Here is a 12,085-nt window from a genome sequence, read left to right on the forward strand (position 1 = left end):
TATTTAAATAGATACTTACAATTCAATTCCAATTAATAAAACATCGTCAACTTGTTTTTCTTCTCCCATCCACTCGTAAAAGTCGGAAGAAAAATGTCTCTCAAAATGAGCCATTGACAAATCTTCTTTTTCAGTTAAGGCCTCCCTAATTCTTTTTGATTGATATTTTTTTCTTCTGTCACCTCCCAATTGATCAGGTAAACCATCAGAAAAAATAAATACTTTATCACCATCTTGATAAGGAATTTCATGATTCTCAAAAACCTTTTCTTTTTTCTTCAAAAGAGGCTTTCCTCCAATTCCTTTTCTACTTCCTTTATATTCAATTAGCTCTCCATCTCTAAGCAAATATAACGGATTATGTGCTCCTGCATACTGAATAACCTTTTTTTCTTTATTAATCTTACATAAAGCTAGGTCCATTCCGTCTCTTCCATTATTCCCTTCATCATACTGCTTTAATGTAGTACGAACCCCTTCGTGAAGTAAATCCAATATTTTTGCTGCATTAAAGTTGTTATCGATATTCACAATATTATTTAAAAGGAAATATCCGATAAAAGACAATAAAGCTCCAGGAACACCGTGACCAGTACAGTCTACGGCTGCTACATAAAAAGTTTCATCTTTTTTCACAAACCATGGAAAATCACCACTAACAACATCCTTTGGTCTATAAAAAATAAACGATCTTGGAAAATGTTTTTGTATAAATGACGTATCAGGTAGAATAGCTGTTTGAATGCGCTGGGCGTAATTTATACTATCAGAAATCTTTTTGTTCTTTTCTTTTACTTCCTGTTCAATCCTTTTAATATCAGTCATATCATGAGATACAAACAATACCGATTCTAAAATCTTTTCGTCACTTAATTCTGGTATAGCCTTAATCTGCATTATACGATCACCTAAAGGTGTAGATAATTCAATTTCATCAATAATTTGTTCTTCGTTCCGTTTAATTTCGCTTAATACATTATTAATAAATTCTATTAAACGTTCGTCTATATTTAAATCATTGATTCTTTTTTTGGTAACTTCTTGGATAGATAAATCTATAAATTCAGACACAATTGGATTAGCATATACAATTTTCCCAGTTGTATTTATCCTTAATATCATATCTGGCGAATTCTCAGATAAGGATTGCATACGACTTTTCATTCGCTCTTCCTTTTCTGCTCTAATTCTCTCAGTTATATCTTGCGTATTAAAAATTATTCCTTTTATTGCTGGATCATGTAATAGGTTTTTTCCTTGGGTTTCAAGAAAAAGTTTTTCTCCTGTCTTTTTTAGATAAGAATACTGAGCAACACTTTCTCCTCCAGGAGTTTGTTTAAGATAATTAAAAAGATTGTTGATGGTTTTGTATCCTTTAGGTGTCATCATTTCAGGATCCATTCCAATTATCTGTTCCTCATCATCATATCCAAGTATTCGTTTGACTGAAGGACTTTCAAACACTAAACGTTGTGACTCATCATAAATAGAAATAAATTCAGAAGCATTTGTTAATAAGGCTACAAGACGCTTTTGTCCATTTTCAACCTCCTGAATTTTTGTTTCAAGTAACTCATTTGATTGTTCAAGGTCTTCTTGAGCAATCATCATCTCCTTAGCATTCTCCTTTAATTTCTCCTCATTCTGCTGAAGTGTTACAGTCATCTGTTGCGATTCGGATAGTAAAACTTCCGTTCGTGCATTTATTTTTTGAGCATAAATGGTTCTACCCACCATAGAACTTAACTCTTGAGCAAAGTTTAATTTATAGGTTGGAATATGATCCTGTAAGTATGCTATTTCTAAAATTCCTTGAAGTTCTTCCTCCTGCATTATCGGGAGAATAATCAAGCTTTTAGGCTTAACATCATCTAATAATCCTGATTTTACAGTAAAATAATCATCTGGAATTTCCGTTCTGTAGATCATTTGTTTTTCATAAGCTACCTGCCCAACCAATCCTCTACCAATCTCATATTCTTGTTTAAGAAAACGTTGTCTATTAAATGCATAAACGGCATGACTAACTAGCTTCTCATTTTCTAATAAATAGAAAGCCCCTTGAACACCTTCTGTATACTTAATGATACCTTTTAGAACTTCTATTGATAATTCATCAATATTCCTATATGTTCTTAAAATATCATTAATTATTTCTTTTCCTTTTGTAATCCATTTTAGTTCCTCCTCTTTATGATTTGTTTCCATCAAATCTTTGGCTAAACTAATTAAGGGAGAATCTTCATTTCCAATGTTTAAAATCTTCTTATAATCGGTTTTTCTAATTAAATCCGCTATTAAAGTATTTGATTTTATTTCCTCATTTAGTTCCTTAACTTCCTTATCCTGATCAATTTTTAACCTTCTAAAATAATTTACAGCAATTAGTACCCCAAAAGAAATAAGAAACAGTAAAACATCTACAAACCAAACCAACCACGAAGTATGAATGGTTAAGATTGTTTTCATTGAAAACGGATATCTCAAAAAATCGATAAACCCTAGCCATGTTACCAAGTAAATAACCAATAAGAAAAAGCCAAGAAAGAAGATCTCCTGTTCTTTTAATACCGAAAAGTCTAAGTAACCCTTTATATGTTTTTTTATCCTCTTATCAGGCATATCTAATTTTTAAATTGAAATTGTATTAACTAATTTTTCATTTAAATTATCCCATTGGAAATCTAAACTTAATTTAGCAAATGAAGCAATTTCTATTAATCCAATACTTTCTTTATCCTTAACTATCGGTAAAAGGTAAATATATTTAGGTTTCGATGATCCTGAACAAGATTCTATATCAAAATACTCATCATCAATTTCATTCAATACCATCGTTTTTTGATCTCTGATCGCTTGACCATTTAGTCCCTCATCTGGAATAAAATCTTTAATTACAACTTCATCTCCTAAACCATAAGTTCCAACCGCTTCATAATTATTAGCCGTATCGTTATAAAAATAACATATTCCAATACTAATATCATATTGTTTTGATAAGCCTAAAAGAATATGCTTTCCTATATCTTTAATATCGCTTAAGCTTTTTAAAATAGTAGCAAAATAGTCCTTTACAAGACTTACTTCATCTCCATCAGATCCGGTTTCATTGTTCGCTTTTAATTGCTCAACCTCTCGTTCTAACTCTTCAATTTTATTATCGGATTGTTTTTTAAATTCAATGAACTGCTTTTTTGAACTAAGTTGTTCATTTTTATTATCTCGAATTGATCGATCATATAAATAAATGAGTAATAAAAACAAGCCATAGGATACAAACTCAAAAATGAAAAATTTAGGAGATAACTCTTCACTTCTAATAAATACATATTTAACTAAAGCAAAAAGAAATGCTCCTAAAGCCAAAAAATACAATTTATATAATGAGTTCTTTATCATCGAAACTTACAATTATAGATTATTTAAAAAAACAACAATTTCTTCAGGAGTTAAAACCTGATTTGGACTAAATAATTGCAATGCTGATTTAGTCATAGTATCTACATCACATGTATTTGGATCTTGTACAATGGTATAACCTTGTTTTGTATGCACTTCGAAAATACCTTGCGCTCCATCTTTATTAGCTCCTGTCAATAAAATCCCAACCATTTTGTTCCTAAATGAGGTTGCTGCAGAAGAAAAGGTATAATCAATAGAAGGCCTACTATGATTTAATACATCCTCCGCTGATAAACTAACAGTAGCATCGAACTCTACAAACATGTGATAATTTGAAGGGGCAAGATAAACTTTTCCTCCTTCTATTTTTTGTTTGTCGTATGGCTCAACTACAGGTAAGTTAGATTTAAGATTTAAACCCTCTACTAAACCTGATCTAATATGTTTTAACCTATGCATACAGAGAATAATAGGGTATTTAAAATCATCTTTTATCTGAGATAAAATTTTAGATACAAGAGAGAAACTTCCTGCTGAACCTCCTATTACAATTCCCTTATATTGTATATTCTTTTGCACTAATTAAATGTTTATGAAACCTTATAAATTTGCTCTCCATTATCATATAAATCATAATAGTTCTCATTCTCATCCAATATTCTTTCTTTTATCCCTAGACTAAGAAAACTACCTCTTTCAATACTACTATGTATATGTCTCTCTGCATTTAATTGCAGCTTTTGATTATAGTACAACATTTTGTTCCTGAAAATAGTCATTCCAATTTTGTCAACTGGTACTTTCTTAAAATAATGCTCTCCAATAATCTCAACATTCTTAAGTAAATCAACATATATAAAGGTAAAATCACGATCTTCTTTAAAATATTTATCATAAGAAGCATCTAACTCTAACCTTTTAAAGTTTTGCTTATTTATGTCAATATTGTTTGAATAAATTTTACCTTCTTTAATTTCTTGAATTCGTTTTTCACTGTTTATATTGCAATAAACCTTCGATTTATTAATTAATTCTTCTTCGTTCAGAATAACCAATAATGAAAATAACTCCGCTGAAGAAGAAACTTCAGGAAACCAAAATACTAATTCCTCATCACTTAGTTTCGGAAGAATTCTTGTTCTTAAATTTCTCCAAAAAGATGGGTCTCTAAATAACTCCGTCTGCCCTACTGGGAAATAATAATTAAAATCCTCAAGGATTTTACCATCATTAATAGCAGTTATAAAATCGGCAGTATTTTTAACCTTTAGCTTATTATAAACAAAAGCAAACCTTCTTCTTAGAAAAGAAAAGGCATAATTAGAATAATCCATGCCTAGTTTTTTGGACAACAAGGCTGTTACCTCTCTAATATCATTAATAGTTGGACCTGCCATTTCGCTATTTATACTTTAAATGAAAGGTATTACTTTTTGTATATACCATTCCATGTTTAACAAAACGGGTTTTAAAAAAACCATGTAAAGCTTCATGCGTTCCTAAAATTAACACTCCTCCATCATGTAATTTATCAAAGAATTTTCTCACTATTTTCAATTGCAGCTCTGGATTAAAATAAATTAGAACATTTCGACAAAAGATGATATCAAACTTTTGATAAAAAGGAATATCCTCAACTACTAGATCATGTTTAATGAATTTCGGAATCTTCTTAATAAAATCCTTGGCTATTATTTTATCATGGTCTTCATCAATATTGAAATAATGTTCAAATGGTTTTGGATTAGTCTTTAGTCCGTTCCATAATTCATTAAATACTTCAATATATTGAGCATTAAATTTATAATCATACTCCCCTAATTTAGCAGATCTAATAACCTTTTTATTAATATCTGAGGCCACTACTTTTACTTTATCTAATAAGTCTAATTCGTTAAACAAAATTAAGTTTGAATAAACTTCTTGACCAGTGGAACAACCAGCGTGCCATATATTAATGTTTGTTTTCGATTTTAAACCAGGTATAACTTTATTGTATAAATACTCCCAAGTTTCCTTGTTACGAAACAATTCTGTAGTATTAACAGTAATATCATCTACCAACTGCTCAACAAATTCAGGCTCTGACTTGGTTTTAGCTAAGAGCTCATCTATTTGCAAATTATGTTCCTTTAAAACTTTATCAATACGCCTTTGAATAGAATTATCTGAATAATCACAAAAATTATAAGGTGTATGTTTTTTTAGTTCTTCAAGAAATTCTTTAAAATTAATCTCTGCCACTTGTTAGTGATATATTTTAAAATAATTCAACTTCTACATTCTGTATAAATGCAGTAAATGATTGATCATCTCCAACTTTTGCTTCCGAAAGCAAGAATAAAACATCAACGTCATCCCCAAATTTATTTTTAATAGGAACTTCTTTCCTTTCTCCAATAAACTTGTCGTCTTCTGTTGTTACATAGGCTTTAACAAAAGCATCGTTTTTAGCCGTTTCTGCAGAAAACAGCATTCCAATATGTTCTCCTAATACTTCAGCCCTTTCATAACCCCATAGCTTTTCTGCAGCCTCATTAAAGAATTCAACTATTCCTTCCTTATTGGTTGTAATTATAGCATCCAGTGCTCCCTCTAATGTTTTTTCATTTCTTATTTTTACCGCTTCAATTTCTTTAAACTGTTCCTTCATTTCATCACGTGCCTGTTCGAGCATTACACCAAGTTCCTCTTTCGAACTCTTCATTTGCTCTTCCATATGCACCTGATCGGTAATATCATTTTCCAAACTTAGAATCTTAACAATGTCGCCTTGGTTATCCATAACTGGCGTATACGTTGCTAATAAAAATATTTCTTCGCCCAGCTTAGTTCTTCTTCGAACTCTACCCTTGAAGTTTCGACCTCCTTTAAGGTCTGATAGTATTTTATTTAATTCATCAATATCATCTTGGAAAAAGAATATTTTAAGGTTTTGACCTTCTATCTCTTCAGGTAAATATTTAAAACTCTGCAAAAACAATTGATTAACTGAAATAAGAGAACCATCTGTTTCAAACTCTGAACTTATTGCAGAGTTGTCAATAGCTTCAAGTATACCTTTCATTTCAACCTCTCGCCTATCAGACTCCTCTTGAGTGGCTTGCATTTCTTCGAGGTTTTGCCTCAACTCTTCCTCCTGTTGCGACATCTTCTCTGCTTGAATTTGTGTTTCATGTAGAAGTTTGGTCGTCTGAATATTGATTTGAACCGTTGAAATAGTGGAAGCAATGCTTTCTGCTGTTTTCTCTACAAATTCAATTTCATACGGATAAAATTCTCTAAAGGATGCCAATTCAATTACGCCATAAATCTCATCATTAACCTTTAGGGGTACTATTAATATTGCTTTTGGGTTTGCTTCACCTAAACCTGAAGTTATTGTAGTATATTCATTAGGCAAATCAGTAATATATATTGTTTCTTTTTCTAGCGCACATCGTCCCAATAATCCGGCATTGGCATCAATCTGCTTATCCGCAAACTTCTTTCTATCAAATGCTATACATGCTTTTAATTCAAATATTTTCTCGTTTCTCTTATTAGTATTTAATAAAAAGAAGCCACCTTGATTAATCTTTAAATAATTAACCATGTAGCTTATAATATTATAAGATAGTTCCTCTAAATTGTCATTATTCTTTCTTAAAATTTCTGCAAATTGAGCAAGCCCTTGAGTCACCCAAGTTCTTTGTTCCTCTTCAAGTCTTCCTTGTTCCTGTTCCTTTTTACTTTTAATTAGATAATCCCGGAGTTTTAACAACGATTTTGCAAGTTGATCTTTCTTTTCAGACCCAATAGTAACAGCATCTAAATTTCCTTGTCTCAGATTATTAATAAACTTAAGTATAGATTCAGATCTACGAGCCTCTGCTTTTATTGATTTGCGCTGTTTGCGTATTATTTTCTCAAATACCTGAGCCCAAAAATAACCAACCATTCCTGTAATGAGAGGTAAAAATATTAAAACCCACATTCCTGGAAATATATAGAACATATTAGCTATTGTTCTATTTGATTGCATAAATACTTCAGAATTTAAGTTGATTAAAACCACAAAGATTAAAACCACTAATCCTAAAAATATCCCTCCCAATGTAAATCTTCCTTTTATGCGAGATAATTCAACTTTTTTCACAATGATCAGTTTTGTATTTAATAATAAAATTCGCTAAGCGAAATTAAAAACTTTTAGTCTTTTTTCTAGCAAATTACTAGTCTAAAAAGTCAATAGAATTAATACTTTTAAAGAGATTTTAAAATATGAGGTCCAATTTCCTCTAACGATAGTATCTCATCGGCTGCCCCAAGTTTAGCTGCTTCCTTCGGCATACCATAAACAACAGAACTAGCTTCATCCTGAGCTATAGTATTAGCTCCAGACTCTTTTAATTCTAAAAGCCCTTTTGCACCATCATTCCCCATACCTGTTAGCAAAATACCTGTAGAGTTTTTACCCGCATATCTAGATGCACTTCTAAAAAGAACATCAACTGATGGGCGATGTCTATTTACCAATGGACCATCTTTAACTTCAACAAAATACTCTTTGCCTACCCTCTTAAGAAGCATATGGTGATTACCAGGGGCTATTAGAACTCTACCTTGATAAAGCTTATCTCCATTTTCCGCTTCTTTTACCTCTAAATCGCAAATATTATTTAGACTATTCGCAAATGATTTGGTAAAACCTTCAGGCATATGCTGAACAATAGCAATACCAGGCATTTTTCCTGGCAAATGTTTTAAGAAGTGCCTTATAGCTTCAGTACCGCCTGTTGAAGCACCAAGTACAATTACCTTTTCCGTTATTGTAATTCTATCTGAAGCAGACCCTTTTTCCAAAATAACATCTGCAGAATACTTTGGTTTTACCTCTAGGGGTTTTGTAGGCCTTTGGGATGATGGTCGAGACTTTGGCTTAGCTATTACTGTAGCATTTGAAACTATCTTTTTTCTCGAAAGCTTAGCTTGTGCCGATGCCTTTACAGCATCACAAATCATTATTTTTGATTCGTTAATAAACTTAGCCGCATTCATAGCTGGCTTCCCTATAATTTCTGAAGCTCCGTATTCTAAGGCTCTCATCGCAACCTCAGTACCTTCCGTTGTTAAAGAAGAAATAATAACAACAGGAATAGGATGTTGTGACATTATTTTTCGAAGGAATGTTAAGCCATCCATTCGAGGCATTTCAATATCCAGCGTTATAACATCTGGAATTTCCTTCATTATCTTTTTAACCGCAATAATTGGATCCGCTGCCGTACCCATCACCTCAATCTCAGAATCTGAGCTTAAGATAGAAGATAGGCTTTGTCTTACAACGGCCGAATCATCAACTACTAATACCCTAATTTTATTCTTCCCCATAGAACAAGGTTAACAAGTCATCTTAATCTATAAACGCTAGGTAATATAGAAAAAAAATTCGTGGTTCATTAAAAAAACTAAGGCAAATGGTTATTAAATAGATTTCTTATCTAATAATTTATGCCTTACTTCTCCAGTATCAGTAAAAAAAATTATTTTTCTACCTTGCTTGCCTCCTGTGCTAGAAGCAACTACCGGAATATTTCTTTCCTCAAGCATTAATCTGGCAACTCGTATATTCCTTTCTCCAATTAAGGTCTTAGAATTACCTGTTTGCATTAACTCACCACCTCCAAATACTTTTGCCTGCAGATCGTCAATTCTAGATCCCAGAAAAAGCATTCTATCAATTAGCTTATCAATTGCAATATTACCATACTTTGGCGACGCTAGGTCATTACCATTCCAGTTTGGTAACATATAATGATTAATACCCCCTACTTTTAATTTAGAATCCCATAAACAAACAGCCACACAAGATCCAAGAATCGTTTTAACCAAATGTGGCTCTTTACTTACAAATAAAGAGGAAGGATACAAAAAATGTTGTAAATATTGATTCATCTAATATTCCTTAAAAAATCTCATCCTCTTCATCAAAGAAAATATCATTACCATCACCACTAAAACCATCAACAATATTTTTTGCTTCTGGAACGCTAATAGTAAATGTAGATCCTTCTCCTTTTTGACTAGCTATTTCAATATCGCCACTTAATACATCAAGTAATGCTTTTGTTATCGATAATCCTAATCCGTGACCTCTATTAATAGAGTTAATTCCTGTATCTAATCTTTTAAAACGTTGAAAAATTGTTTGCTGATTCTTTTCAGAAATTCCTGTACCAAAATCTTTAACCGATATTTTTAATACATCTTCATCATCCAGCCAAACAGAAATAACAACACTACTATCTTTATAACTATATTTTAATGCATTATTAATTAAGTTACTTAGTATTAACTTAAGTTTCTCAGAATCAGTTTTAAAGTAGAAGTTTTTCCCAAAGCCATGTTCAATATTAAACTGAATATCAAAATTAATACCCATTTTTCTGGAGATAATATTAAAAGAATCAACTACTGTTTGCAGCAAACTTCTAATATTCACTTTCGCCACGTTTGGAGCTATTTCACCAGCTTCAATTTTAGCTGCAACAAATATGTTCTTCAACTGAAAATCTAAATTAAAAGCTTCTGAATGAATTAATGCAACCATAGAAACTACTTTTTTCCAGTCATGCTTTTCAACAGACAAAATAGCTTTTGATAAACCTAATATCGACGTAAATGGGTTTACTATCTCGTTAGATATATTTGATATAAAGTGACTTTTAAGTGCTTCCGAATCCTTAAGCTTCTTTGATACACTTTGTAAGTCAAGCGTTAAATCCTTTATTTCCTTTTCACTACTCTTACCACTCTCAAGTCGCATTCTTAGCTCCTTAAGCAACTGTCTGTCAGATAAATTATTCATGGTTATAATTTTGTACTTTATTTTTTTCTAAAAATAGTTGGCTTAATATGTTCTAAAGGCACATCCATTCCTGTTAAGGATTCTGAATGTCCGATAAAAAAGTATCCTCCTGGTTTAAGGTGCATACTTAGTTTATTGATAACACTCTCTTGAGTTTTTCTGTCAAAGTATATTAAAACATTTCTACAGAATACTACGTCAAATGTTTCATTAATATTAGAATAACTCGAATCCATTAAATTTAAATATTTCAATCTTAAATTACTTTGTAATTCTGGACGAACTTTAATGGTTGGATTTTCCTTATCCTTACTTTTTAATAAATACTTCTTCTTTAATTCTAAAGGAACAATATCAACTTTACTACTTGCATAAATTCCTTTTGCAGCTTTGGTTAAAACATTTTGAGAAATATCCGTTCCTAGCATTGAGAATGAAAATGATCTATGTTCAGCCTTATACTCATTCAATGTCATTGATATTGTATATAACTCTTCTCCACTAGAACATCCAGCGCTCCATATCTTAAATGGTTCATTTATCCCTTTGTTAGAATACTCAGGTAAAACACTTGATTTTAAAAAATCGAAATGAACAGGTTCTCTAAAAAAATCTGTTTTATTGGTAGTTACAACATTCAGAAAATTAAATATTTCTTCTTTTTGTCCTTCACTACTAAAAAGATAATCCTTATACTCACTATATGTTTTCATGTTTAATTGCCTAATCCTCTTTAGCAACCTTCCTTGTAACATGACTCTTTTCACAGGTGGCATTTTTATACCAAATTCACTGTATATAAAGTTACTAAAAGCTTCAAAGTCTTTCTCAGACAGTTCTGCTTTAAAGCAATCCAACTCTTTTGAGTATAATTTACTATCTCCCTCCACTATTCCTTTATTTCTTCAACTAATTTGCCAATTCCAATAATTTCGTTTATGCTAAACACTTCATCAGAGTTGAGAACTAAATAAAAGTTTCCTCCTATATTACATGTAGCCTGAATATAATTTGGACTATAATCACTCTCTATTTTCTTAAAATCATCATCTCCAGCTTCAAAAACATCAGATACTCCATCCGTAAGTACACCTACTTTAAAAATTGAATCTGTATCTTTTCTTTTAACATCAATGATTACAATACAAGTAAGTTGCGTTATCTCAACAGGATTTAGTCCAAATTTAACTCCTGTATCAATTACAGGTATTACTTCATCTCTATGGTCAATAACACCAGCCATGAAAGAAATAGTTTCAGGCATATTTCTTGGTTCCTCGTACTCTCTTATCTCATTTACTTTACTAACATGTATAGCAAATGTTTCAGAACCTACTTTAAATGATAGATATGAGTTATTTATCTCTTCCATCCTATTTATTTTTACTTTCTATTTGCGATACAACATGAATTAGATCTATTAGATGAATAAATTCATCTTTTTCTTGAACCGTCCCTTCAAAGGATTCAATCAGTCCCATATTATTTTGAAAAACAGTAGGTTTAATATTTTCCTCCTGTACCTCAAAAACCTCTTTAACCACATCCACCATTATTCCAAATTGCGATTCTAATTTGTCCTCTGGAGATACAATAATTATTGAGGTATCTTTGGTTCGTTCTTGATCATCTAAATCCATAATATTACGCATATCAGCTACTGGAATAATATTACCATGCAAGTTTATTACCCCGAGTATATAGCTACGTGTATTTGGCACTTTGGTTATATTTCCTTCGTAAGGTAAGATATTTCTTACTTTAAGACTATCAAACGCAAAGGTTTGCTCTCCAAGGCCAAAGGATATTAATGTTTTGAAATTACCCTCCATA

The 12,085-nt window shown here is 31.4% G+C and carries 12 protein-coding genes; all 12 read right to left on the minus strand.

Translation table 11 applies throughout. The features are described 5' to 3' along the window. Window positions 1-15: 15 nt before the first annotated feature. Window positions 16-2,469 carry a PAS domain S-box protein gene (locus A8L32_RS09770; RefSeq protein ID WP_233145476.1) on the minus strand — a complete coding sequence of 818 codons (2,454 nt, stop codon included), beginning with the start codon at window positions 2,467-2,469 and terminating at the stop codon, window positions 16-18. A 162-nt stretch (window positions 2,470-2,631) separates the two neighbouring features. Continuing rightward, complete coding sequence (locus A8L32_RS09775; protein ID WP_143525059.1) at window positions 2,632-3,366, minus strand: GAF domain-containing protein; 735 nt, start codon at window positions 3,364-3,366, stop codon at window positions 2,632-2,634. A 45-nt stretch (window positions 3,367-3,411) separates the two neighbouring features. Then, complete coding sequence (locus tag A8L32_RS09780; protein WP_066630233.1) at window positions 3,412-3,981, minus strand: chemotaxis protein CheB; 570 nt, start codon at window positions 3,979-3,981, stop codon at window positions 3,412-3,414. An 11-nt stretch (window positions 3,982-3,992) separates the two neighbouring features. Continuing rightward, window positions 3,993-4,799 (minus strand): CheR family methyltransferase, encoded by an 807-nt coding sequence (locus A8L32_RS09785; RefSeq protein WP_066630234.1) that lies wholly within the window; start codon window positions 4,797-4,799, stop codon window positions 3,993-3,995. A gap of 4 nt (window positions 4,800-4,803) precedes the next feature. After that, window positions 4,804-5,646 (minus strand): CheR family methyltransferase, encoded by an 843-nt coding sequence (locus A8L32_RS09790; RefSeq protein WP_233145477.1) that lies wholly within the window; start codon window positions 5,644-5,646, stop codon window positions 4,804-4,806. Between the two features lie 16 nt (window positions 5,647-5,662). After that, window positions 5,663-7,540 carry a PAS domain S-box protein gene (locus A8L32_RS09795; protein ID WP_066630235.1) on the minus strand — a complete coding sequence of 626 codons (1,878 nt, stop codon included), beginning with the start codon at window positions 7,538-7,540 and terminating at the stop codon, window positions 5,663-5,665. Window positions 7,541-7,647: 107 nt separating this feature from the next. Further along, window positions 7,648-8,775: a protein-glutamate methylesterase/protein-glutamine glutaminase gene (locus A8L32_RS09800; RefSeq protein WP_066630236.1), complete on the minus strand. Its 1,128-nt coding sequence runs from the start codon at window positions 8,773-8,775 to the stop codon at window positions 7,648-7,650. A 93-nt stretch (window positions 8,776-8,868) separates the two neighbouring features. Beyond that, window positions 8,869-9,339 carry a chemotaxis protein CheD gene (locus A8L32_RS09805; RefSeq protein ID WP_066630237.1) on the minus strand — a complete coding sequence of 157 codons (471 nt, stop codon included), beginning with the start codon at window positions 9,337-9,339 and terminating at the stop codon, window positions 8,869-8,871. 10 nt (window positions 9,340-9,349) lie between these two features. Continuing rightward, window positions 9,350-10,252 (minus strand): sensor histidine kinase, encoded by a 903-nt coding sequence (locus tag A8L32_RS09810; protein WP_066630238.1) that lies wholly within the window; start codon window positions 10,250-10,252, stop codon window positions 9,350-9,352. A 17-nt stretch (window positions 10,253-10,269) separates the two neighbouring features. After that, a complete protein-coding gene (locus tag A8L32_RS09815; RefSeq protein WP_066630239.1) occupies window positions 10,270-11,142 on the minus strand; it encodes a CheR family methyltransferase in 873 nt (290 codons plus the stop codon). Then, window positions 11,142-11,624, minus strand: a complete 483-nt coding sequence (locus A8L32_RS09820) for a chemotaxis protein CheW (RefSeq protein WP_066630244.1) — start codon at window positions 11,622-11,624, stop codon at window positions 11,142-11,144. The genes A8L32_RS09815 and A8L32_RS09820 overlap by 1 nt, the downstream gene beginning before the upstream one ends. A gap of 1 nt (window position 11,625) precedes the next feature. Next, on the minus strand, window positions 11,626-12,084 hold the full coding sequence (locus A8L32_RS09825; protein ID WP_066630246.1) for a chemotaxis protein CheW: 459 nt from the start codon (window positions 12,082-12,084) through the stop codon (window positions 11,626-11,628). Window position 12,085 lies beyond the last annotated feature (1 nt).

It is taken from the genome of Labilibacter marinus, from assembly GCF_001659685.2.
Classification (GTDB): Bacteria; Bacteroidota; Bacteroidia; order Bacteroidales; family Marinilabiliaceae; genus Saccharicrinis; species Saccharicrinis marinus.

Excerpts from the sequence above, each read along its gene's own strand:
- A8L32_RS09770 (WP_233145476.1), bottom strand. The coding sequence starts at position 2,469 with ATGAAAACAATCTTAACCATTCATACTTCGTGGTTGGTTTGGTTTGTA.
- A8L32_RS09785 (WP_066630234.1), bottom strand. The coding sequence starts at position 4,799 with ATGGCAGGTCCAACTATTAATGATATTAGAGAGGTAACAGCCTTGTTG.
- A8L32_RS09800 (WP_066630236.1), bottom strand. The coding sequence starts at position 8,775 with ATGGGGAAGAATAAAATTAGGGTATTAGTAGTTGATGATTCGGCCGTT.
- A8L32_RS09805 (WP_066630237.1), bottom strand. The coding sequence starts at position 9,339 with ATGAATCAATATTTACAACATTTTTTGTATCCTTCCTCTTTATTTGTA.
- A8L32_RS09810 (WP_066630238.1), bottom strand. The coding sequence starts at position 10,252 with ATGAATAATTTATCTGACAGACAGTTGCTTAAGGAGCTAAGAATGCGA.
- A8L32_RS09820 (WP_066630244.1), bottom strand. The coding sequence starts at position 11,624 with ATGGAAGAGATAAATAACTCATATCTATCATTTAAAGTAGGTTCTGAA.
- A8L32_RS09825 (WP_066630246.1), bottom strand. The coding sequence starts at position 12,084 with ATGGAGGGTAATTTCAAAACATTAATATCCTTTGGCCTTGGAGAGCAA.